The organism is Dyella sp. GSA-30, assembly GCF_027924605.1.
In the GTDB taxonomy this organism is placed as follows: domain Bacteria; phylum Pseudomonadota; class Gammaproteobacteria; order Xanthomonadales; family Rhodanobacteraceae; genus GSA-30.
This window is the reverse complement of sequence record NZ_AP027042.1, coordinates 4,185,919-4,207,216: the sequence shown is the minus strand read 5'-3', so window position 1 is coordinate 4,207,216 and position 21,298 is coordinate 4,185,919. Positions and strand designations below refer to the sequence as shown.

Here is a 21,298-nt window from a genome sequence, read left to right as displayed (position 1 = left end):
GTGAAGCTGGCGCGATGCTTTGTCATTTGCATCACACGGTGTGACGAACTGAACGCGGAACTTGGACACCTCGTTGACGGCAGAGGCCGCATGGTGAAAGCACAGCAGCACCGCTGCTTTTTGTGCAACTCATCCTGCATTCCCGCCGAAGGAGACGAAGATGTCACTGATTCTGTTGATCGTGCTTATAGTTCTGCTGATCGGTGCGGTTCCGGCCTGGCCGTATAGTCGAGGATGGGGTTACTACCCCAGTGGGGGTCTGGGCCTGGTGTTGATCATCGTGCTGGTCCTGCTGTTGCTGCGCGTTATTTAGATGCAGCCAGCACACACGATGTTTGACACATCCTTACCCATCATCGCATTGGTGCAATCGGGGGTGTCCGATGCCGATATCATCGAGACCAGCCTTCGAAGCGCCGGCATGCGCAATCCCATCGTGCGTTACGACACGGCGGACGCGCTTATCGACACGCTGTCGAAGGAGGAGACGCTTTCGGTCGCGATAGCAATCGTCGAAAGTGACGCATGGAAGCGACTTGCCCCTTGGAGGGACGCCGTTCCGCCACATCCGCTACCGGTGATCGTTACCTTCGAACACGATGGCGAGTTGCAGGCGTTTACTCAGCTGCGGGTGGTGAATGCCACGGGGATGCTCAAGCCGTTTGCACCCAGGACACTGATTCGCATGTTGGAGCCGCTGCATTGCCGCTGGTTGTTGATGGAGCGGGAAGGGAATGAAGGTACTGTTGAGTAAGTAGCAGGCTCGCTTCGCATCGCCTCTTGCGCCCCCTCACCCCAGCCCTCTCCCCCGGCAAAGCCAGGGGAGAGGGAGCCAAATACACGCAACGTTGAAGCCTGCCTCAGTCAGCCCCCTCTCCCCTGGCTTTGCCGGGGGAGAGGGCTGGGGTGAGGGGGGCTTTTAATCCTAACGAGGAATATCCGTCTCGCCATACTCAACATCCAGCCGATTCTCAATGTCCTTGATCGGCCACGAACATCCGTATCGTTCTGCAGCCGTTCGCGCAGGGTTTGCAGACAGCGTGCCTGTTCATTATTTGATGATGGCATGGCGATGGTTTGACCTCATCGATTCAGTGCACCGGATCGCCCACCGGCGGCGGTTCGCCCGGGTTTGGCATGGGCGGCTCGGACGGCGGTGGCGTTTCCGGCGGTGCGCCGGGTGGAACCTCAGGCGGTAATTCAGGATGTGGCGGGCCAGGCGCAGGGCCCGGTTCTGGCGGTACGTTCGGCGGTGGTGGCATTGGTGGGCTGGGCGGTGGAATTTCGTTGGGAAGATGTGCATTCGTGAGCATGCAGTGCGCCTCATGGCATGAGTGAGCACCACTGACAGCAGCTATCTCAGCGGTCATGATCGGCAAGCTCGCGTGCCAGTGCCAGATGGTGCTGCAGGATCGGTAGCTTGGTTTGCGCAAAGTGTCTGATATCGGGATCGGTGCTGTTGCGCGCCGTTTTCGCGAACAGCTCTACTGCGCGCTGGTGCGACTGCACCATGTCGTCGACATAGGCGCGATCGAAATCGTTGCCGTGCAGGCCTTCCAGTTGCTGCTGTGTATCGTTGGCCGTCGCCGGCGGTTTGGCTGGTTCGGCGTCCTGTTTGAGATTGGCCAGCGTGACCAGTTCACGATCGATCTGCATATGGTCATCCAGCAGTTGCTGGGCCAATTGCCTTGTCTGCTGCGCACTGGCTTGCGTGAGCGCCAATTGCGCAAGTGAAACTTCTGCGGCTCCATCGTTAGCCGCCTGCTGCAGGAACTGGCGGTCGCCATTGCCGACGCCGTGCGTCGCCATATCGCTGGCATGGCTTACCTGGGCAATCGCTATGGGCGCTATGGCCCATAGCGATGAACCTGCCGACAGGAGGATAAAAAGAGTAAGTCCAATGGCACCGGATTTGAGCATGGGACATCTCCTTTGACTCCGGGGTGGCTAGTTCTCCACGCGCTTTCGCCGTCCTTTTCCGCCCTTGCGGCCGATCTCGGCCATGTGCTGACGATTCGCGCTGACGGCTTCACCACCCTTATGCCCGGCTTGACGTGCTTCTTTCGTGTCGAATTCGTGTGCGTGACCACTCGCATGGGCCGCCAGGCCGCCCCTGCGGGCGATCTGGGCGCGTTGCTCGGCATTCAGCCGGGCGAAACCGCGTAAAGGCTTGCTGGAGGTTTCTTCACGTTCAGTCATGGGTTCGACTCCGTCGTTCATGGCCCTGTTTTAAGAACTGCAATAACGCCTTCTGCGTCATTACACTGCACCGATGACTACTGCCATCGTCTGGTTTCGCCGCGACCTTCGTCTTGCCGACCATCCTGCGTTGCACGCGGCCGCGTCCTCGCATGAACGCGTATTGCCGCTGTATATCCACGCGCCGGGGGAAGAGGGAGGCTGGGCGGCGGGAGCAGCCGGTCGCTGGTGGCTGCATCATTCACTGTCATCGTTGCGGGCGGCGTGGCGAAAGCACCGTGCCGATCTGTATATCGGCAGTGGCGAATCGTTGTCAGTCCTGCGTGAGACGATTCACCGTAGCGGCGCAACTGCGGTTTACTGGAACCGTTTATATGAACCGGCGTCGATTGCACGTGACTCACATATCAAGAAAGTCTTGCGTGCCGAAGGAATCGAGGTGCGCAGCTTCAACGCTGCCTTGTGGTGCGAGCCTTGGGACATAGCCACTCAGCAAGGGCAGCCCTACCGCGTGTTTACGCCGTTCTGGCGAAATCTGCGTCCGCAGCTCACCCTGGAGACGCCGTTGCCCGTACCCACGCCCCTGCGCGTGGCGGATATGTCCGGCAGCCTGCCGATCGAGGCGCTGGATCTGCTGCCGCATATCGCCTGGGACGCGGGCATGCGCGAGGCATGGACGCCGGGCGAAGCCGGGGCGCAGTCGATGTTGGAACTCTTCGCCGACGATGCCCTGAACGACTATGCGAACGGGCGCGATATCCCATCGCGGCATGGCACCTCCCGGCTGTCGCCGCATCTTCACTTTGGTGAAATTTCACCGCGGCAGATTCATCACGCCCTACACCTGGGCACGCAGCGGCGCGATCTCAAGCGCCGCCCCGATCTGGAGCCTTACTTGCGTCAATTGGGGTGGCGCGAGTTTGCGCATCACTTGCTCTACCATTTTCCGAACACGCCAAAAGAGAACTTCAACGCCGGTTTCGACCGTTTCGTGTGGGCAAAAGCCAATCAAACGCAGCTCAGGCGATGGCAGCAGGGGCGAACCGGCATCCCCTTGGTCGACGCAGGTATGCGCGAGCTGTGGCACACGGGCTGGATGCACAACCGCGTACGCATGATCGCAGCCAGCTTCCTGACCAAGAACCTGCGCCAACATTGGCAGCATGGCGCACGCTGGTTCTGGGACACCCTGGTCGACGCGGACCTGGCCAACAACACCATGGGCTGGCAGTGGGTGGCTGGCTCCGGCGCGGATGCCGCGCCATATTTTCGCGTGTTCAACCCGGTCACGCAGGCGCGCAAGTTCGACCCGACAGGCGCTTATCTGCGCCGCTGGCTACCCGAACTCGCCGAGGCGTCGGACAAGTTACTGTACGAACCGTGGACGGATCCGGGTCTGCTCAAGCGCACCGGTTACCCGGCGCCGATGATCGATCTATCGGCATCGCGGCAGAACGCGCTGAGCGCGTATCACGCCATGCGCTGATTCAACCGACGACGTCGGGTGTCTGCACCTTGTCCTGGCGTTTGAGCAAAACGGCAAGGACAGGTGGCGTGACCATCGCGGTGAGCAGGGACATCGCCACGATGATGGCGTAGATGCGATCGTTGAACACGCCGGCCGTCAGGCCCAGGCTGGCGATCACCACGCCCACCTCGCCACGCGGCACCATGCCGAAGCCGACGATCACCGCGCCGCGCTGGCCCAGCGACAACGCGCCTAGATAACCGCCCAGCAGCTTGGAGATGATGGCGATCACGGTCACGATCGCGAGCATCCACAAGGCCTCGGCGTTGGCCAGCTGGTGCAGGTCGATCTTGCTGCCGGTGATCACGAAGAAGAACGGCGTGAGCAGGGCGAGCAGCGGCTGGACCTGTTTCTCCAGCGTGTGCTGCTGGCGCGTTTCCGAGGCGATCATGCCGGCGAGGAAGGCCCCGATGATCGCGGCCAGGCCGAACAGCGTGGAGAGATAAGCCAGGCCCAGGCATAGCGCCAGTACGATCAACAGCGGCGATTGCGGGTTGGTCGGGCGATCCAGCCAGGACGAATTCCAGCGCATCACCTTGGCGCCGCCCAGGCCGATCACAGCGATAAAGCCGATCGCGCCGGCCAGCACCATCAATAGATGCGTGATGTTGAAACCTTCGCCGCCTTGCAGCGACGTCACCACGCCAAGTAGCAGCATCGCGAGAATGTCGTCGATCACCGCGGCGCCGAGAATCACCTTGCTCTCCGTGCGCTGCAGCACCCCCAGTTCCTGCAGCACGCGCGCGGTGATACCGGCCGAAGTGGCGACGAACGCGGCCGCGACAAACAGCGATTTGCCCCAGTCGAAGCCCGAGCCATGCGCCCACAGGCTGCCCATGCCGAACGGAATCAACACACCGAGCACGCCGACCAGGACGGCCGATTTGCCCACGCGCTTGAGATCTTCCAGGCGTGTTTCCAGGCCCACCGAGAACAGCAGCAGTACGACGCCGATTTCGGCGAGTACATCGAGCGGGGTGCCGGCGAGGATTTCTTCCGGTTTGATCCAGCCCAGCAACGACGGCCCGATCACGCAACCGGCAGCGATTTCGCCGACCACGCCGGGCAGTTTCAGTCGTTGCGCGATCTCGCCGCCGATCTGCGCGGCAAGAAACACGATGAAAAGGGTCAGCAGGATGTCGGCAGCATGCATCGCAGGATTCTTCGATTCAGTCCATGAAGCTGAATCGTACATGCTCTTTCCGAGCTGTGCCTCAACGAGCGGCCTGTCCGCGATCCTTTTTCAGCTGCGCAAAGATCTGGCTGGCGGCAGCGGTGATGACGGCCAGCAGGACCACTGTCCAGCGGAAGGCCGCCACATAGTCATCGTGCGCGTCGCCTTGCAGCAGTGCTTCCATGAGCAATGACGCCAGTGCGATGCCGAAACTCATCGACAGGTATTGCGCGGTCGAGGCCATCGAGGAGGCCATCGAGGCGTATTTCACGTCGAGATCCTGATACACCAGCGTATTCATCGCGGTGTACTGCAGCCCCATGAAAGCGCCGTAAAAGAACATCATCAGCGCAATCACCCACATCGGCGAACCGCGGCCGAGCAGGGCGAACGACGCCAGCAGCACGGCGACGATGAGGGTATTGGACAGCAGCAAGCGTCGGTAACCCATCAGGATCAGCAGGCGGTTGATCGCCCACTTCGCGCTGATCGAGCCGACCGCCTGCGGCACCATCATCAGGCCCGCCATCAACGGCGACCAGCCGCAGCCGACCTGCAGGAACAGCACCACCAGCAGGAACATGCCCGACACGCCCAGCCGGGTAAACAAATTACCCGCGATCGCTACCCACACATTGCGGATGCGCAGCAGTGTCAGGTCCTGCACCGGATATTCGGTGCGGCGGCTATGCCAGACGTAGAGGGCGCCAAAAACCACCGCAAGCAAGGCGCTCAGGCCGATCTTCGGCCACTGGCCGACGCCACCGGCCAGCTCCGAGGCGGTCAGCAGCATGGCCGAGGCGGCGGCAAACAGCAGGAAGCCGAACAGATCGAAGCGATGGGCGTGATCGAGCCGGTAGTCGGGCATGAACCGGCGATTCATCCACATGCCGGCGATGCCCACCGGCACGTTAATGAGAAAAATCATGCGCCACGACGCGAATTCGGCCAGTGCGCCGCCAAGCAACGGACCAAGTACCGAACCGAGCAGCCCCACCGTGGCGACCGTGCTCATCGCCCGCACGAAATCCCGCTTGTCGATGCTGCGAACCAGCACATAGCGACCCACCGGCATCAGCGCGGCACCGCCCAGGCCCTGCAAGACACGCGCGCCGACCAGCTGGGGCAGGGACTGCGCCATGCCGCACAACAGGGAGCCAATGGTGAAGACGGCGATGGCTACGGAAAACACACGGCGCGTCCCGAAGCGGTCGCAAAGCCAGGGACTGGCCGGGATAAAGATCGCCAGGGTCAACACATAACTGGTCAGCGCGGTGCGCATGCCCAGCGGCGTGACGTGCAAGGCATCGGCCATGGCTGGAACCGCCGTGTTGACGATGGTCGAATCCAGCGCCTGCATGAAGAAGGCTGCTGCTACCAGCCAGATCAGGCCACGATGGCCGGCGTAGTCGTTGTGACCAGGAGGCACGGGGTTGGTGCCGGGCGGCGTGCTGGCGGCGACGGCAGCAGGGGCGGAGGCGGGGAGTTCCGCAGCGGCGGCGGTTTCATCTGACATGACCCGCCTATGATAGCTGCTACGGCAGCTTGATTTTTTTCGATAGCGCGACCAAAGTCAGTCGCTTTTCATCGTGGCCGCAGAACAGCCACGCGTGTGTACATCGTCGCGCCGACACCACGCTTAAAGGATTAAAAGCACCCCATGACTATCCCCAAACCGCCCATTCTGTTGTCCAGCCTCGACCTGAAACGTCTCGAAGCCTTGCTGGACAAGATGCCGCTCGCCGAAGCCGAACGCCACGAAGCACTTGCCTCGGAGCTGGCCCGTGCCGAGGTGGTCGAGCCTGCGGCCATCCCGGCGAACGTCGTGACGATGAACTCACGCGTGACTTTCGAAGACGAAGCCACCGGCGACGCGACCACGGTGACCCTGGTCTATCCGAGCGCCGCCGGCGCGGCCGGCACGGTGTCGATCCTGGCACCGGTGGGCAGCGCGCTGTTGGGGCTGGCCAAGGGCCAGCATATCGACTGGCCCACTCCGGATGGGCATGAGCGCCGCCTGCGTGTACTGGATATCAGCTACCAGCCCGAAGCTGCCGGCGATCTGCATCGCTGAGCTTCAACCACCTTGGCTGAACTGTTGGCGGCAGGCTTCCATCATCTGCGCAAGCACTGGGGCGGGGATTTCGAAGCGGGATGGCAACATGTAACCGCCCGGCACGCGCATCCGCTGTACGCCGGGCTTGACCTGATAAACGATGCTGGCCTGGTGACCGACGTTTTGCAGGCCGATCGACTCGATCTCCGTCCAGCGGCGCGAAACGCCTTTGCGCAACGCGCTGCTGACCGAGAAGCCTTCTTCGTCGATGCGCAGGGAAGCCGGGATCAGGCGGCCCAACAAGCTCAGCGCGGCAAGGAGGGCGAACAGAACAGCACATGCCAGTGCGCCCCAACCGCCCTCGTCTCGATAGATCCACACGGCTGCGCCGGACATGACTGCACACAAAAGTGCGGCGAAAATGCCTGCGCCGCGTTTGCCTCGTAATACCAAGGGTAGGCCAAGGGCGACTTCGTCGTCTTCCAGGTTCAGCTGCGTATCGGTATCCATCACGGGATGGTAGCGGCAGGCCAAATGGCTCGCCACGGGCTTTCGCATCGCCGGCATGTGACGGCGCGCATCAAATCGCTAAACTTCGGCGGCATGAGGACCATCGCATGAGCCAGCCCAACGCCAAGACCCGAGCCGCCGACCTGCGCGCGCAGCTCGAACACGCCAACTATCGTTATCACGTGCTCGACGATCCGGAGATCCCCGACGCGCAATACGATGCCTTGATGCGCGAGCTGGAGGCGCTCGAAGCGGCGCATCCGGAGCTCGCGGTTCCCGACTCGCCAACACGCAAGGTCGGTGCCCGCGCGCAAGGCGGTTTCGCCGAAGTGCGCCATGCCATACCCATGCTGTCCCTGAGCAATGCCTTCGAGCAGCCCGGCGACACCACGCGTGAACGCTTCCACGAGGTGGCCGAGTTCGAACGTCGCATCGAGCAGACGCTGGACCGGCGTGACCCGGTGTTTTCGGTCGAGCCCAAGCTCGATGGCCTGGCGATCAGCCTGCGCTACGAGGACGGCTTATTCGTGCAGGGCGCGACCCGCGGCGATGGCGAAACGGGCGAGGACGTGAGCGCCAACCTGCGCACCGTGCGCGCGATTCCGTTGCGCCTGCGTGGCCAGGGCTGGCCGCGCGTGCTCGAAGTTCGCGGCGAGGTGATCATGCTGCACAAGGACTTCGAAGCCTTCAACGAGCGTGCGCGCACCACGGGTGAAAAGCCGTTGGCGAATCCGCGCAACGGTGCGGCCGGCTCCCTGCGTCAGCATGATCCGGCCGTGACCGCGCGGCGCAAGCTCAGCTTCTTTGCCTACGCCGTCGGCGTGGTCGAAGGCGCCAGCCTGCCGCCCACGCATTCGGAGACACTCAAGTTGTTGCGCGAGTGGGGCTTTCCCGTGTCGCCTGAAGTCAGCACGGCCAAAGGCTTCGACGGGCTGATCAAGTACTTTGAGCGCATCGGCGCCAAGCGCGACAGCCTGCCGTACGACATCGACGGCGTGGTCTACAAGCTCGACGACTATGCCGGCCAGCGCGAGATGGGTTTTGTGTCGCGTGCGCCGCGTTGGGCGATCGCGCACAAGTTTCCGGCGCAGGAACAGAGCACGACGGTGGAGGCGATCGAGATCAATATCGGCCGCACCGGTGCTGCAACACCGATAGCACGTCTGGCGCCGGTGCAGGTCGGTGGTGTCACCGTCACCAATGCCACGCTGCACAATGCCGACCAGATTGCGCGTCTGGATGTACGGGTCGGCGATACGGTGATCGTGCGCCGTGCCGGCGATGTCATTCCGGAAGTGGTGCGCGTGGTACCCGAAAGTCGTCCCGCGCATACCAAACCCTGGCAGATGCCGACGCATTGCCCGATCTGCGATTCGGCCTTGCTGCGCGAAGAGGGCGCGGCGGCGTGGCGTTGCTCGGGCGGTTTGATCTGCGCAGCGCAACGCAAGGAGGCCCTGATTCACTTCGCGGCGCGTCGCGCGATGGATATCGAAGGCATTGGCGAGCGCTTCGTCGATGCCCTGGTCGACTTCGGCTATGTGCACACGCCGGCCGATCTGTACAAGCTCACGCTCGACGATTTCCTCGAAATGAAACGTCGTGCCGACGAGCGCGACGGCAGTACGCCGGAAACCGTCAAGGCCGGCAAGATCGCCACCAAATGGGCGGAGAATCTGATCGAGGCGATCGAGGCCAGCAAGCACACCACCTTGCCGCGTTTTCTCTATGGCCTGGGCATCATGCATATCGGCGAAAGCACGGCCAAGACGCTGGCATCGTGGCTCGGGAGCCTGGATATCATCCGTGCGATGCCCGAGCCGGTGTTGCTTGTGTTGCCGGATATCGGCGGCGAAGTGGCCAACTCCATTGCAGGGTTCTTTGCGCAAGAAGGCAATCAGCAGGTCGTGGATGCCTTACTGGCTGCGGGTATTACCTTCAGCGACGAGAGCACGCCATCGCCGAAGCTGCGCAAGCAGTTGAGCCTGTCGGTACTGCTCGACAATGCAAAGATCAGCAAGCTCGGTCCCAAGAGCACGCGCCTGCTGGCGGAGCATTACCCGACGCTGGACAAGTTGATCGCCGGGGGCTCGGCCCATTGGATCGTCGCCGGGTTACCACAGGCGGCGGCGTCCGGCCTTGAGGCCTATCTGGCCGACAAGGCATCGCTGACGCCGCTGCGTGAGGCCGAAGCGGCCATGCACCGGTTGCTCGACGCCATCCCCAAGCACGCTGCTGCGGAAAGCGCGCCACTTGAGGGCCAGACCATCGTGCTGACCGGCACGCTGTCGTCGCTAAGTCGCGAAGAGGCCAAAGAGCGCCTGGAAGCCCTGGGTGCGAAGGTGGCGGGCTCGGTATCCAAGAAGACCAGCTTTGTCGTTGCCGGTGAAGCGGCCGGGTCGAAGCTGGACAAGGCGCAGGAGCTGGGCGTGGAGGTTTGGGATGAGGCGGCGCTGGTGGCGTTGTTGGAGAAGCACGAGTAGGTGAGAGGCTTACATGTTTTGTTGTGGGGCGATGCTTTAGATGGTGGCTGGAACATAGAAGCCTTAAGGGATGTTTTTGTGCCCTGGGGTTTTATGGATCACGTCAAATCGCTGCGCAAGCTTGCTACCGATGCAGAGATCAGGCTTTGGTATCGCTTGCGGGGTGGGCAGCTTGGCTATCGGTTTCGCCGGCAGCATCGTGTTGAGGGTTTTATTGTTGATTTCAGTTGCTTCAAGCGCAGGTTGGTCATCGAATTGGATGGTGGTCAGCATGTGGAGCAGGCTGAATATGATCGGCGTCGAACGCTTAGGTTGAATGAAGCTGGGTATCGTGTGCTGCGATTCTGGAACGACGATGTCTTGCTCAGGACGGATGCGGTGCTGGGTGAGATCTGGCGTGCGCTGAGGCAAGAGCCCCCCCTCACCCCAACCCTCTCCCCCGGCGAAGCCAGGGGAGAGGGAGCTAAGTTACGTAAGCGCCAAACACTGAAATTACCTCAGTCAGGCTCCCTCTCCCCTGGCTCTGCCGGGGGAGAGGGTTGGGGTGAGGGGGCGCTCTTAAAATTTAAGCACCACAAAGCCATACTCCCCCAATGCCCCACGTAACCCGACACTCGACCACCCAGGCGCAAGCTCTCCACCTGCGCGCCAGCCTCTACACCCTGATCCGCAAGTTCTTCGCCGACCGGGATGTGCTGGAGGTCGAAACCCCGATCCTCTCCGCAGCCGGCAACACCGATCCAAATATCGAAAGCTTCAGCACGGCATTCACCGGACACGTCGACGCCGGCGCCCGCGAACGCTGGCTACGCACATCACCAGAATTCCCCTTGAAACGCCTGCTCGCCGCCGGCGTCGGCGACTGCTACGAACTCGGTCGCGTGTTCCGCAACGCCGAAGCAGGCGGTCGTCACAATCCCGAGTTCTCGATGCTGGAGTGGTATCGCATCGGCTGGGATCATCGACGTCTGATGCAGGAAACCGTCACGCTGGTGGAAGCGGCACTGGCCCTGGCAGGACGGCGCGCCGAAGTCGTTGTCGAAAACTATCGCCAGCTTTTCCTCGATGAACTCCTGCTCGACCCTTTGCATGCACCGATCGATGCCTTGCGCGAGCCACTCGAGCCCTACCGGATCGACCCGGAAGGCTTGAATCGCGATGACTGGCTGGACCTGCTGATCACCCATGTCCTGCAACCGGCGTTTCCCATCGACCGCATCACGGTGATCCACGATTACCCCGCCAGCCAATGCGCCTTGGCGAAAATCCGTGCTGGCGATCCGCCGATGGCCGAGCGTTTCGAGCTGTACCTGGGCAAGTACGAACTGGCCAACGGCTACCACGAACTCAACGACGCGGCCGAACAACGCGCCCGCTTCGAGCGCGACAACGCCATGCGCCGCACACGTGGCCAGCGAGAAATCCCTGTCGACGATCGTCTGCTCGCCGTGCTCGATCGGATGCCCGATTGCGCCGGCGTGGCGCTGGGTATCGAGCGCCTGCTGATGTGCCTTGCCGGCAGCGATGCGATTGCCGACGTGCTGGCGTTCCCTTTCTCAGAGGCTTGAAATGTCACCACCCTTATTGAAGGCGATCCATCACGTCGCGCTTATCTGCTCCGACTATGAGCGTTCGCGTGATTTCTACAGCAAGACGCTCGGCCTGCGCATCGTGCGCGAGGTGTATCGCGAAGCGCGGCAATCGTGGAAATGCGATCTGGAAGTGAGCCCCGGCGTCGCGCTGGAGCTGTTTTCGTTCCCTTCGCCACCGCCGCGGCCATCACGCCCCGAAGCACAGGGGCTGCGCCATCTGGCATTTGCCGTGGACGATATCGATGCCGCAGTGCATCGCCTCCAACAGCAGGGCGTCGCATGCGAGCCGATCCGAATCGACGAATACACGGATCGACGCTTCACTTTTTTCGCCGATCCCGACGACCTGCCGATCGAACTGTACGAACAAGGCACCCCATAAACGACAACGGCCCGCATCGCGACGATGCGGGCCGTTGCGTGAAACCACGCGCTCAGGCTTTCTTGTCTTCCAGCAAGCCGCGATAAATCAGGCCGCCCACGGCGCCACCGATCAGCGGCACCACCCAGAACAGCCAGAGTTGCCCCAATGCCCAGCCGCCCTGGAATACCGCCACGGCAGTGCTGCGTGCCGGATTGACCGAGGTATTGGTCACCGGAATGCTGATCAGATGGATCAGGGTCAAGGTCAGGCCGATCGCCAACGGTGCAAAGCCGGTCGGTGCCAGCTTGTGCGTGGTGCCGTTGATGACGATAAGAAAGAACGCCGTCAGCACGAACTCGGCAACGATCGCCGATTGCATCGAGAAACCACCCGGCGAATGCTCGCCATATCCGTTCGAAGCGAAGCCGCTGGCCGCAGCGTCGAAACCCGGCTTGCCACTGGCGATGAGGTACAACACGGCGCCAGCGGCGATACCGCCGATAACCTGCGCAATGATGTACGGCACCACGTCCTTGGCCGGGAAGCGGCTGCCGGTCCACAACCCCACGGTGACCGCCGGGTTGAAATGCGCGCCCGAAATATGCCCGACGGCGTACGCCATCGTGACCACCGTCAGACCGAACGCCAGCGCGACGCCGGCAAAACCGATACCCAGTTCAGGAAAAGCCGCAGCAAGCACCGCGCTGCCGCAACCACCGAAGACCAGCCAGAACGTGCCGAAAAATTCGGCGGTCAAACGCTTGCCCATACTCATCGGTTCTCTCCTTGCAACGAACGATAGGGAAGGGTGATTTGCTCTGCCTCCGGAACGCCCCCTTAAGAGACGGCGCTAGGCTAGCAAAAGTGGGAAGGGAGGGAAGGCTGTCACGTCAGCTAGTAGTGTATCTTCGCCCTCCGGGTCTTTCTTTAGGATTTGTCCGATGCAAGCCGCAACACCTTTGTCGCCCGACGTGGTTCCCTCTAAATCGCTGAGCCGTGCCGATATCAAGACACTTTTTCTTGCGGCCCTGGGCGGTGCATTGGAGTTCTACGACTTCGTCGTATTCCTGTTTGTGGCGGCGCAGCTCGGGCATCTGTTCTTTCCGCCGGGCACGGCGCCATGGCTGGCCAAGTTGCAGGTGTACGGCATTTTCGCCGCGGGCTATCTGGCGCGGCCGCTGGGCGGCATCGTGATGGCGCATTTCGGCGACCGCTCCGGCCGCAAAAAGATGTTCACCTTGAGCGTCTTCCTGATGGCCTTGCCCACGCTGGCGATCGGGCTGCTGCCCGTCTACGCGCAGATCGGCATCGCCGCGCCGATCCTGCTGTTGTTGCTGCGCATCACCCAGGGCGTGGCGATCGGCGGCGAAGTGCCAGGCGCATGGGTGTTCGTGGCCGAACATGCCCCGCCGGGGCGCGTCGGTTTTGCCTGTGGCAGCCTGACTTCGGGCCTGACCATCGGCATCCTGATCGGCTCGTTGGTGGCCGCGTGGCTGCATCATGAGCTGACGCCGGAACAGATGCTGGACTGGGGCTGGCGCGTGCCGTTCATCATCGGCGGTGTGTTCGGCTTTATTGCTGTATGGCTGCGCCGCTGGTTGCGCGAGACGCCTGTGTTCGCGGCGATGCGCGAGCGCAAGGAGCTGAGTCGCGAGATGCCGCTGCGCAACGTGTTGCGTGGTCATCTGGGCGGCGTGGCGATCTCGATGCTGACCACCTGGATGCTGACGGCGGCGATCCTGGTATTGATCCTGATGCTGCCGAATCTTGTGCAGAAGCCGTTTCATATCGCGCAGGAAGACGTCTCCCTGGGTAACAGCCTAGCGGCGTTCTGCCTTGCCGTCGGCTGCATTTTCTACGGTTGGCTGGTCGACCGTATCGGTGTGGCTTGGGCCTTGATGATCGGCTCGCTGGGGTTGCTGCTGGGCACCTATGGCCTGTATGGCGATCTGGCGGCCGGTGGCAGCCACTTCCTTACTTGGTATCCGGTGGTCGGTTTTCTCGTCGGTGCAGTGGGTGTGATCCCCAGCCTGATGGTGGCGGCATTTCCACCGGCGATCCGTTATTCGGGTCTGTCGTTCGCCTATAACGTGGCCTATGCGATTTTTGGTGCCAGCACGGCGGCCTTGATCGACTTGCTGGCTGAGCGCGCGGGGCAGACGGCGCCGGCGCATTACGTGGCGATCACCGCCGTGGTGTCGATGCTGGTGGCGCTGTATGTGATGGTGCGGCGGAAAGTGCTGGTGAATTGAAGCGTTGTTTTCTTGCAGTGACCTTCCCTGACTCGTCATTCCGGCCTACGCCGGGATGACGAAGTAGGCAGGGTCGATCGCGGAACCTAAAAATCCAACTCCTGCGCCGCACACAAATAATCCACCATCGGTGCAACCCGCTTGAACGTATCGACCACCCAGGGCAGCAATTCGCTGGAGCAGGCGAGTTTGTCGTCAAAGCCCTCGCCGGCGGCGAAATCCTTGCGCTTGAGGTCGTCGATCAGTTCGTGCTCCGGGTCATAGCCGCGCGGCGGCCGAGTCAACGACTCACCCCAGAAGGTGAAGTGATCGCGAAACGCCTTGCTGCGCGTGGCACGCTTCCAGGCTTCGGGATTGTCGGCAAGAAAGCCGCGGATACGCTTCAACGCGTCCGGTTCCGGATGCCACATGCCCGCACCACCGAAGCAGTCGCCCGGCTGGATATGTAGATAGAACGCGGGCGCCGGAATCTCATGGCGGCGCTCATGAAAGAAGCGCGAACCCTGCCAGTTCTTGTACGGCTGCTTGTCGTTGGCAAAGCGCGTATCGCGATAGATCCGATAAAGCGAGCCGCCGCTCTTGCGCGGATCGGCGCGGTAATGCGGACTGATCTTGGCAAGCGGTGCCTGCAGGTCGGTAATCAGGTGGAGAAACGGCTCGCGCACGTGGCGCTCGTAGTCGTCCTTGTGTTCCTGAAACCAGCTGCGGTTGTTGTTGCGTTCCAACGCGCGCAGAAATTTGAAGGTGGCGGGGCTGAAGTAGCTGGTGGGCATGGGCGGGTCAGGCGAGGTTGGCAATTCCCGAGGCGAGTTCGTCGCCCCAGGCCTGGAGTTGGTCAAGCAGCGCAAGCTTATCGTGCCGGCTCGGATCGGTGCGCAAGGTCTCGATCTGCGCGAAGTAGTCGTCCAGCGTCAGCCCGGTCAAGGGGCCTGGCCGGGTCAGGCGGTCGCGGCAAAACTGGTCCCAGCGCAGACGTTCTTCGGCATCCAGCGTCTCGGGCCAGTTGCGTGCGCGGTAACGGAACAGCAGTTCCGGATAGCGCGCATCGCGAAAGGGGAAGGTACGCCCGCCCATCTGATCGGGCGGCGTGGCGCGGACATCGGCCAGCAGGCGCTTGTCGGCATCGGGTAGAAAGGCGCCATAAAGCCCCAATTCGGGATCGGCGGCAGGCGGCAGGTCGGTACTGCGGCGAAACACTTCGCGCAGTTTTTCGTTCAAGCCCGACGCCGCGACCAGCTTTTCACGATGTGCCAGGCAGAGCTCCAGATTGAGCTGAAGCCGTTCGTGATCGACGCCGTTCAGTACCGAGATCGGCGCCAGCGCCGGCGCACGGTTGGCGCGCACGGTACGTAGCGGAATGCGTTCGACACCCTCAGGCAGGTCCGCCCGTGCCACGAAGACGCGGTCAGCGATATCGTCCGCATCGAGCGCCAGCAGCTCTTCGGGATCGGTCGACAAGTCGTAGATGATGATCTCGCCGGGCCGCGTCGGATGCGGCGTCAACGGCACGATGACGCTCAGGCAATGGCGGCTGGCGGGGTATCGCGACGATACGTGCACCAGCGGCGTCATATGCACCGTGTCGAGCAGCTCGAACACTTTCTGCTTGCGGCGCAGCCCGTAATACCAGTCCCACAGGCGCGGCTGACGCACGCGTATCAGGCGTGCCAGATCGATCAACGCGTACACGTCCGACAGCGCATCGTGAGCGCGTTCCTGCTGCAAGTGGTTGGCCTGCGCCAGATGTTCCAGCTTGAAGCTGGGCGTGCCGTCCTCGCGCGTGGGCCACACGATACCCTCGGGCCGCAGCGCCTGGCACATGCGCACCAGGTCGATCAGGTCCCAGCGCGAGTTGCCGTTCTCCCACTCGCGCCCATACGGCTCGTAGAAATTCCGGTACAGCATCTGCCGGGTGACTTCGTCGTCGAAGCGCAGCGAGTTGTAGCCGACACCGCAGGTGCCGGGCTGGGCCAGTTGCTCTTGGACTCGCGAGGCGAACTCCGCCTCGATCACACCGTCGCGCTCGGCCTGCTGGGGCGTGATGCCGGTGATCAGGCAGGCCTCGGGGTTCGGCGGCATTTCGCGCGGCGGCTTGGCGAAAAACATCACCGGCTCGCCGACGATCTCCAGCTCCATGGTGGTGCGGATACCCGCGAATTGGACCGGTCGGTCGCGCCAGGGATCGGCGCCAAAGGTTTCGTAGTCGTGCCATAAAAACGTCTGCATGCCCACGATGATGGCATGGACAAGCTATCGGTGGGGCGCCTGCTGCTAGACTGCGCGTCCAGGAGGGTGCATGAGCCAAGCGAACGACGACAATCTGATCTGGATCGATCTGGAGATGACCGGCCTCGATACCGACGCCGATTCCATCTTGGAAATCGCCACGATCGTGACCGACAAGGACCTTCACGTGCTGGCCGAAGGGCCGGTTTTCGCGATCCACCACCCGGTCGAGCGACTGGAGGGGATGGACGCCTGGAACCGCAACCAGCACCGCCGCTCCGGCCTTTGGGATCAGGTGCTGACCTCGACCGACGCCCACGATATTGCCGAACAGGCCACCATCGACTTCCTCAAGCAATGGGTGTCCAGCGGCAAATCGCCGATGTGCGGCAACTCCATCTGCCAGGATCGACGCTTCCTGCATCGCCAGATGCCGCGCCTCGAACGCTACTTTCATTACCGCAACCTCGACGTGTCCACGCTCAAGGAGCTGGCCCGACGCTGGTCGCCATCGATCGGCAAGGGGTTCCAGAAGGAGTCGGCACACACCGCGCTCTCGGATATCCGCGACTCGATCGAAGAGTTGCGCTATTACCGCGAGTACATGGGCGCGCTAGGCGGCGCAGGCTGATGTCGATCGATCTGTTCGCCACCGTCCTGGACTGCGCCGGCCGCAAGCTGGTGCTCGATCGCCCGCGTGTGGTGGGTATCGTCAATGTCACGCCCGATTCGTTTTCCGACGGCGGCAAGCTTGCCGATACGGATGCAGCGGTCGCGCATGCCTTGAAGCTGGCGGGCGAGGGCGCGGACATGCTCGATATCGGCGGCGAGTCGACGCGTCCTGGCGCGGCCGATGTGTCGCTCGACGAGGAGCTGGCGCGCGTCGTGCCGCTGATCGAGCGGCTGGTGGCGCGTACGGATCTGCCGATTTCCATCGACACTTCCAAGCCTGAGGTGATGCGTGCGGCGGTGGCCGCCGGTGCGGGCATGATCAACGACGTCTACGCATTACGTCGCGAGGGTGCGCTCGACGTTGTGGCCGAACTGGGCGTGCCGGTGTGCCTGATGCATATGCAGGGCGAGCCGCGCAGCATGCAGGACGCACCGCAATACGACGATGTCGTTGGCGAAGTGCATCGTTTCCTGATGGACCGTGTATTCGCCTGCGAGCTGGCCGGCATCGACAAACGCAAGGTGATGGTCGATCCCGGTTTCGGCTTCGGCAAGGATCTGGAACACAACCTGGCGTTGCTGCGTGCGCTTGAGCGCTTTAGCGACCTGGGTAGCGGCGCTTATGTGGGGCTGTCGCGCAAATCGATGATCGGCAAGCTGACCGGTCGCGACGACCCCACCGAACGTGCCGCCGGTTCCGTAGCGGCGGCTTTGATTGCAGTTCAACGCGGTGCGCGCATGGTGCGCGTGCACGATGTCGCCGCCACCGTCGATGCGCTGGCGGTATGGCAGGCGGTGAAGGCGGGCGATCAGGCGCCGCGCCGCGATGATCGGCCGGCCATGCCGCGCTGGCCCGACGACGAATAATCCATAACCCGCTGGAGGGGTGCCGGCGATTTCCCCAAAAAATATGCAGGGTGTAAGCATGAGTGAACGTAAATACTTCGGCACCGATGGCATTCGCGGTCTGGTAGGGCAATGGCCGATCAGCGCCGATTTCATGCTGCGCCTGGGGCGCGCGGTCGGTGCCGTACTCAAGCGTGAGCAGGTCAAGGGCCGGCCGATGGTTTTGATCGGCAAGGACACGCGCGTTTCCGGCTATATGTTCGAATCCGCGCTCGAGGCGGGCCTGGTCGCCGCTGGCGTCGACGTCGGCCTGCTCGGTCCGATGCCCACGCCTGGCGTGGCTTTTCTGACCCGCTCGATGCGTGCGCAGGCCGGTATCGTCATCAGCGCCTCGCATAACCCGCACTACGACAACGGCATCAAGTTCTTCTCGGCACAGGGCGAGAAGCTTTCCGACGCGATCGAACACGCGATCGAGGAAGAGATCGAAGCCGACTTCATTACCGTGCCGTCCGAGCAGCTGGGCAAGGCCACGCGCGTCGACGGCGTGCTGCGCTACGCCGAGTTCTGCAAGGCTACGCTGCCGGAAGATTTCAGCCTGCGCGGCATGAAGCTGGTGGTCGATTGCGCCAATGGCGCGACCTATCAGGTGGCGCCGAAGGTGTTCAGCGAACTGGGTGCCGAGGTCATCGCTATCGGCAACCAGCCGGACGGCTTCAATATCAATCGCGACGTCGGTTCGACCCATCCGCAAGCGCTGCAAAAGGCGGTGGTGGAGCAGGGTGCCGATCTGGGTATCGCTTTCGACGGTGACGGCGATCGCGTGCAGTTGGTCGATCGCTTCGGCGTGCTGGCCGATGGCGACGACATTCTCTACGTGCTCGCGCGCAGCCTGCACGCGAGCGGGCAGTTGCGCGGCCCGGTGGTCGGCACGCTGATGAGCAACTACGGCCTGTTCCTGGCTCTGCGCGAATTTGGCGTCTCGCTGGTGCGCGCCAATGTCGGCGACCGTTACGTGCTGCAGCAGCTCAAGGAGCACGACGGCATCCTGGGCGGCGAGACGTCCGGTCATATCCTCTGCCTCGACCGCGCCACCACCGGCGACGGTATCGTCTCCGCGCTGGCCGTGCTCGAAATGTTGGCCAACGCCGGCCAGGACCTGGCCCAGGCACGCCAGGGCCTACACAAGTTCCCGCAGGTGATGGTGAACGTGCGCGCCGAAGGCGCTCGCGAGGCCCTGCAGACCGAGGCGGTGCGCAAGGCCCTGGCCGAGGTCGAGCAGACCCTGCAAGGCCGTGGCCGCGTGGTATTGCGCGCTTCCGGCACCGAGCCGCTGGTACGCGTTACGGTCGAGGCCGCCGACGAGGCGGAGGTGAAACACTTGGCAGACACCCTGGCTGCTGTCGTAAAATCCGCAGCCGAACGTTTGTGAACCTGACATAAGAGTTCCGCAGGTCGCCATGGAATGGCCCGACGTGCCCCGCCCCTGCGGTGGCGGATTACATCGACCGCACGCCAACTTATGGACATGTCATGAAAAAGGTTCCCACTCTCGATATCCGTCGTTTTGACACCGATCGCGCCAACTTCGTCGCCGAGCTTGGCGCGGCCTATCGCGAATTCGGTTTTTGCGGCATCAGCGGCCACGGTATTCCGCGCGAGCTGATCGATGGCGCCTACGACGTCTTCCAGCAGTTTTTCGCGCTGCCCAGCGACGTCAAGATGCAGTACCACCTCAAGGGTACGGGCGGCGCGCGCGGCTATACGCCGTTCAAGGTCGAAACAGCCAAGGACAGCAAGCACGCCGACCTGAAAGAGTTCTGGCATGTCGGTCGCGAGATCCCGCGCGATTCGAAATTTGCCGATGTGATGGCGCCCAATATCTGGCCGTCGGAAGTGCCGGACTTCAAGGAAAAAGGCTACGGCCTGTTCGAGGCGCTCGATCAGCTGGGCTCGCGTGTATTGCGTGCGCTCGCCTTGCACATCGATTTGCCCGAGAACTATTTCGAAGACAAGACCGATCTGGGCAACTCGATCCTGCGTCCGATCCACTACCCGCCGATCACCGAAGAAAACATTCCCAACGTGCGCGCCGGCGCGCATGAGGACATCAACTTCATCACGCTGCTGGTCGGCGCGAGCGCCGAGGGCCTGGAAGTGCTCAGCCGCGAAGGCGAGTGGCTGCCGATCACCACCGAGGGCGACACCATCGTGGTGAATATCGGCGACATGCTGCAGCGCCTGACCAACCATGTATATCCGTCGACGACGCACCGAGTGGTGAACCCGCAGAACGAGAATGCGCGCAAGCCGCGTTACTCGGTGCCGTATTTCCTGCATCCGAACCCGGATGTGGTGCTCGATCCGGTGCCGCAGTGCGTGACGCCGGACAACCCCAGCCGTTACGACACGTCGATTACGTCGCATGAGTATCTGTTGCAGCGGTTGCGTGAGATCAAGTTGATCTAAAAAGCCCCCCTCACCAGCGTCAGGGGAGAGGGAGCCAAAAGCACGCACGATTCAAACTTGCCTCTGTATGCCCCCTCTCCCCTGGCTCTGCCGGGGGAGAGGGCAAGGATTTCACCGTCGGCGATACCCTGACCTGCAAACGCCAATGATTGTGTTTTGCGCTCGCGTGGGTTTTCACTCGGCACGTTAAAGTGACGGCGACTCACCGGAGCGCCGACCATGCCCGCCACGCCGCACGTCGAAAAACACTTCACCGCCTCCGACACCGTTCGCGATGTCGTCATCGGCATGGCCGATGGTCTTACGGTGCCGTTCGCGCTGGCAGCGGGTCTGTCCGGTGCGCTGGCGGCCAGCCATGTCGTTGTCGTAGCAGGTGTCGCTGAAATCGCCGCTGGCGCCATTGCGATGGGCTTGGGCGGCTATCTGGCAGCGCGAGGCGATGCCGACCACTACGCGGCCGAACGTCGCCGTGAACTCTACGAAGTGCGTGAGCTTGCCGATGAAGAAGAACGCGAGATCGTGCAGATCTTCGGCCGGTACGGACTCAATCGTGCAGCTTGCGCGCCGATCCTCACGCACTTTCACAACAACCACGAAGCCTGGGTAGATTTCATGATGCGCTACGAGCTTGGACTCGAAGCGCCGGAACCAGGGCGTGCGCTGCGTAGCGCGCTGACGATTGGCGGTGCGTATATCGTCGGCGGCCTGGTGCCGTTGCTGCCCTACATGCTGATTGGCGAGCTATCGGACGCGCTGCGCGTATCGGTGGTTTGCACGTTGATCGCCCTGGCGGTGTTTGGCGCCGTGAAAGGACACTTCGCAGGCATCAAGCCTTGGCGTGGCGCGTTGCAGACCGTGGTAGTCGGCGGGATCGCTTCGGCAGCCGCGTTTTTATTGGCTAAATGGATCGGTGGCTAACTAGTTGCTCCC

Annotated in this window: 22 protein-coding genes; 14 read left to right on the top strand and 8 right to left on the bottom strand. The window is 62.5% G+C overall.

The window, feature by feature from the left end:
* Positions 1 to 160 precede the first annotated feature (160 nt).
* A complete protein-coding gene (locus tag QMG46_RS17630) occupies positions 161 to 313 on the top strand; it encodes a DUF3309 family protein (protein WP_281849158.1) in 153 nt (50 codons plus the stop codon).
* 63 nt (positions 314 to 376) lie between these two features.
* Positions 377 to 754 (top strand): hypothetical protein, encoded by a 378-nt coding sequence (locus QMG46_RS17625; protein ID WP_281849157.1) that lies wholly within the window; start codon positions 377 to 379, stop codon positions 752 to 754.
* 605 nt (positions 755 to 1,359) lie between these two features.
* Here QMG46_RS17625 and QMG46_RS17620 read toward each other — a convergent pair.
* A complete protein-coding gene (locus QMG46_RS17620) occupies positions 1,360 to 1,920 on the bottom strand; it encodes a DUF4142 domain-containing protein (protein WP_281849156.1) in 561 nt (186 codons plus the stop codon).
* Between the two features lie 27 nt (positions 1,921 to 1,947).
* Positions 1,948 to 2,199, bottom strand: a complete 252-nt coding sequence (locus tag QMG46_RS17615; RefSeq protein ID WP_281849155.1) for a KGG domain-containing protein — start codon at positions 2,197 to 2,199, stop codon at positions 1,948 to 1,950.
* Between the two features lie 73 nt (positions 2,200 to 2,272).
* Between QMG46_RS17615 and QMG46_RS17610 the strand changes: the two genes are divergently transcribed.
* Positions 2,273 to 3,685 carry a cryptochrome/photolyase family protein gene (locus QMG46_RS17610; protein ID WP_281849154.1) on the top strand — a complete coding sequence of 471 codons (1,413 nt, stop codon included), beginning with the start codon at positions 2,273 to 2,275 and terminating at the stop codon, positions 3,683 to 3,685.
* Between the two features lies 1 nt (position 3,686).
* On the opposite strand, the gene QMG46_RS17605 is transcribed toward QMG46_RS17610, so the two are convergent.
* The gene (locus tag QMG46_RS17605) at positions 3,687 to 4,880 is read right to left on the bottom strand and encodes a cation:proton antiporter (protein ID WP_281849153.1); all 1,194 of its coding nucleotides are present in this window, start codon (positions 4,878 to 4,880) and stop codon (positions 3,687 to 3,689) included.
* Positions 4,881 to 4,941: 61 nt separating this feature from the next.
* The gene (locus QMG46_RS17600; RefSeq protein ID WP_281849152.1) at positions 4,942 to 6,417 is read right to left on the bottom strand and encodes an MFS transporter; all 1,476 of its coding nucleotides are present in this window, start codon (positions 6,415 to 6,417) and stop codon (positions 4,942 to 4,944) included.
* A 144-nt stretch (positions 6,418 to 6,561) separates the two neighbouring features.
* On the opposite strand from QMG46_RS17600, the gene rnk reads away from it, so the two are divergent.
* A complete protein-coding gene (gene rnk, locus QMG46_RS17595; RefSeq protein WP_281849151.1) occupies positions 6,562 to 6,975 on the top strand; it encodes a nucleoside diphosphate kinase regulator in 414 nt (137 codons plus the stop codon).
* Positions 6,976 to 6,978: 3 nt separating this feature from the next.
* Here rnk and QMG46_RS17590 read toward each other — a convergent pair whose 3' ends face one another.
* Complete coding sequence (locus QMG46_RS17590) at positions 6,979 to 7,503, bottom strand: hypothetical protein (protein WP_281849150.1); 525 nt, start codon at positions 7,501 to 7,503, stop codon at positions 6,979 to 6,981.
* Positions 7,504 to 7,574: 71 nt separating this feature from the next.
* On the opposite strand from QMG46_RS17590, the gene ligA reads away from it, so the two are divergent.
* The 4 genes from ligA (at position 7,575) to QMG46_RS17570 (ending at position 11,921) form a co-directional block, all read left to right on the top strand.
* Positions 7,575 to 9,947, top strand: a complete 2,373-nt coding sequence (gene ligA / locus QMG46_RS17585) for an NAD-dependent DNA ligase LigA (protein ID WP_281849149.1) — start codon at positions 7,575 to 7,577, stop codon at positions 9,945 to 9,947.
* A gap of 93 nt (positions 9,948 to 10,040) precedes the next feature.
* Positions 10,041 to 10,553, top strand: coding sequence for an endonuclease domain-containing protein (locus tag QMG46_RS17580; RefSeq protein WP_281852918.1), 513 nt, complete (start codon positions 10,041 to 10,043; stop codon positions 10,551 to 10,553).
* A complete protein-coding gene (gene epmA / locus QMG46_RS17575) occupies positions 10,541 to 11,515 on the top strand; it encodes an EF-P lysine aminoacylase EpmA (protein ID WP_281849148.1) in 975 nt (324 codons plus the stop codon). The genes QMG46_RS17580 and epmA overlap by 13 nt, the downstream gene beginning before the upstream one ends.
* 1 nt (position 11,516) lies before the next feature.
* Positions 11,517 to 11,921 (top strand): SMU1112c/YaeR family gloxylase I-like metalloprotein, encoded by a 405-nt coding sequence (locus tag QMG46_RS17570; RefSeq protein WP_281849147.1) that lies wholly within the window; start codon positions 11,517 to 11,519, stop codon positions 11,919 to 11,921.
* 52 nt (positions 11,922 to 11,973) lie between these two features.
* On the opposite strand, the gene aqpZ is transcribed toward QMG46_RS17570, so the two are convergent.
* Positions 11,974 to 12,678, bottom strand: a complete 705-nt coding sequence (aqpZ, locus tag QMG46_RS17565; RefSeq protein WP_281849146.1) for an aquaporin Z — start codon at positions 12,676 to 12,678, stop codon at positions 11,974 to 11,976.
* Between the two features lie 166 nt (positions 12,679 to 12,844).
* Between aqpZ and QMG46_RS17560 the strand changes: the two genes are divergently transcribed.
* On the top strand, positions 12,845 to 14,155 hold the full coding sequence (locus tag QMG46_RS17560; protein ID WP_281849145.1) for an MFS transporter: 1,311 nt from the start codon (positions 12,845 to 12,847) through the stop codon (positions 14,153 to 14,155).
* Positions 14,156 to 14,241: 86 nt separating this feature from the next.
* Here the strand turns inward: QMG46_RS17560 and QMG46_RS17555 are convergent, their stop codons facing one another.
* The gene (locus QMG46_RS17555; protein WP_281849144.1) at positions 14,242 to 14,928 is read right to left on the bottom strand and encodes a DUF2461 domain-containing protein; all 687 of its coding nucleotides are present in this window, start codon (positions 14,926 to 14,928) and stop codon (positions 14,242 to 14,244) included.
* Between the two features lie 7 nt (positions 14,929 to 14,935).
* Complete coding sequence (gene sbcB / locus QMG46_RS17550; protein WP_281849143.1) at positions 14,936 to 16,381, bottom strand: exodeoxyribonuclease I; 1,446 nt, start codon at positions 16,379 to 16,381, stop codon at positions 14,936 to 14,938.
* A 70-nt stretch (positions 16,382 to 16,451) separates the two neighbouring features.
* On the opposite strand from sbcB, the gene orn reads away from it, so the two are divergent.
* The 5 genes from orn (at position 16,452) to QMG46_RS17525 (ending at position 21,286) form a co-directional block, all read left to right on the top strand.
* Positions 16,452 to 17,012, top strand: a complete 561-nt coding sequence (orn, locus tag QMG46_RS17545) for an oligoribonuclease (protein WP_281849142.1) — start codon at positions 16,452 to 16,454, stop codon at positions 17,010 to 17,012.
* A complete protein-coding gene (gene folP, locus QMG46_RS17540) occupies positions 17,012 to 17,920 on the top strand; it encodes a dihydropteroate synthase (protein ID WP_281849141.1) in 909 nt (302 codons plus the stop codon). The genes orn and folP overlap by 1 nt, the downstream gene beginning before the upstream one ends.
* Before the next feature lie 58 nt (positions 17,921 to 17,978).
* Positions 17,979 to 19,331 carry a phosphoglucosamine mutase gene (gene glmM, locus QMG46_RS17535; RefSeq protein ID WP_281849140.1) on the top strand — a complete coding sequence of 451 codons (1,353 nt, stop codon included), beginning with the start codon at positions 17,979 to 17,981 and terminating at the stop codon, positions 19,329 to 19,331.
* 101 nt (positions 19,332 to 19,432) lie between these two features.
* Positions 19,433 to 20,368, top strand: coding sequence for an isopenicillin N synthase family dioxygenase (locus QMG46_RS17530; RefSeq protein ID WP_281849139.1), 936 nt, complete (start codon positions 19,433 to 19,435; stop codon positions 20,366 to 20,368).
* Positions 20,369 to 20,587: 219 nt separating this feature from the next.
* Positions 20,588 to 21,286 (top strand): VIT1/CCC1 transporter family protein, encoded by a 699-nt coding sequence (locus QMG46_RS17525; RefSeq protein ID WP_281849138.1) that lies wholly within the window; start codon positions 20,588 to 20,590, stop codon positions 21,284 to 21,286.
* The last annotated feature ends 12 nt before the right edge of the window (positions 21,287 to 21,298 follow it).

Bases quoted from the DNA above. Each gene is read 5' to 3' on its own strand.
- aqpZ (WP_281849146.1), bottom strand. From the start codon at position 12,678: ATGAGTATGGGCAAGCGTTTGACCGCCGAATTTTTCGGCACGTTCTGG.
- QMG46_RS17630 (WP_281849158.1), top strand. From the start codon at position 161: ATGTCACTGATTCTGTTGATCGTGCTTATAGTTCTGCTGATCGGTGCG.
- epmA (WP_281849148.1), top strand. From the start codon at position 10,541: ATGCCCCACGTAACCCGACACTCGACCACCCAGGCGCAAGCTCTCCAC.
- orn (WP_281849142.1), top strand. From the start codon at position 16,452: ATGAGCCAAGCGAACGACGACAATCTGATCTGGATCGATCTGGAGATG.
- QMG46_RS17530 (WP_281849139.1), top strand. From the start codon at position 19,433: ATGAAAAAGGTTCCCACTCTCGATATCCGTCGTTTTGACACCGATCGC.
- sbcB (WP_281849143.1), bottom strand. From the start codon at position 16,381: ATGCAGACGTTTTTATGGCACGACTACGAAACCTTTGGCGCCGATCCC.
- QMG46_RS17620 (WP_281849156.1), bottom strand. From the start codon at position 1,920: ATGCTCAAATCCGGTGCCATTGGACTTACTCTTTTTATCCTCCTGTCG.
- QMG46_RS17560 (WP_281849145.1), top strand. From the start codon at position 12,845: ATGCAAGCCGCAACACCTTTGTCGCCCGACGTGGTTCCCTCTAAATCG.
- folP (WP_281849141.1), top strand. From the start codon at position 17,012: ATGTCGATCGATCTGTTCGCCACCGTCCTGGACTGCGCCGGCCGCAAG.
- QMG46_RS17570 (WP_281849147.1), top strand. From the start codon at position 11,517: ATGTCACCACCCTTATTGAAGGCGATCCATCACGTCGCGCTTATCTGC.
- QMG46_RS17525 (WP_281849138.1), top strand. From the start codon at position 20,588: ATGCCCGCCACGCCGCACGTCGAAAAACACTTCACCGCCTCCGACACC.
- QMG46_RS17600 (WP_281849152.1), bottom strand. From the start codon at position 6,417: ATGTCAGATGAAACCGCCGCCGCTGCGGAACTCCCCGCCTCCGCCCCT.
- glmM (WP_281849140.1), top strand. From the start codon at position 17,979: ATGAGTGAACGTAAATACTTCGGCACCGATGGCATTCGCGGTCTGGTA.
- rnk (WP_281849151.1), top strand. From the start codon at position 6,562: ATGACTATCCCCAAACCGCCCATTCTGTTGTCCAGCCTCGACCTGAAA.
- QMG46_RS17615 (WP_281849155.1), bottom strand. From the start codon at position 2,199: ATGACTGAACGTGAAGAAACCTCCAGCAAGCCTTTACGCGGTTTCGCC.
- QMG46_RS17605 (WP_281849153.1), bottom strand. From the start codon at position 4,880: ATGCATGCTGCCGACATCCTGCTGACCCTTTTCATCGTGTTTCTTGCC.
- QMG46_RS17555 (WP_281849144.1), bottom strand. From the start codon at position 14,928: ATGCCCACCAGCTACTTCAGCCCCGCCACCTTCAAATTTCTGCGCGCG.
- QMG46_RS17580 (WP_281852918.1), top strand. From the start codon at position 10,041: ATGGATCACGTCAAATCGCTGCGCAAGCTTGCTACCGATGCAGAGATC.
- QMG46_RS17610 (WP_281849154.1), top strand. From the start codon at position 2,273: ATGACTACTGCCATCGTCTGGTTTCGCCGCGACCTTCGTCTTGCCGAC.
- ligA (WP_281849149.1), top strand. From the start codon at position 7,575: ATGAGCCAGCCCAACGCCAAGACCCGAGCCGCCGACCTGCGCGCGCAG.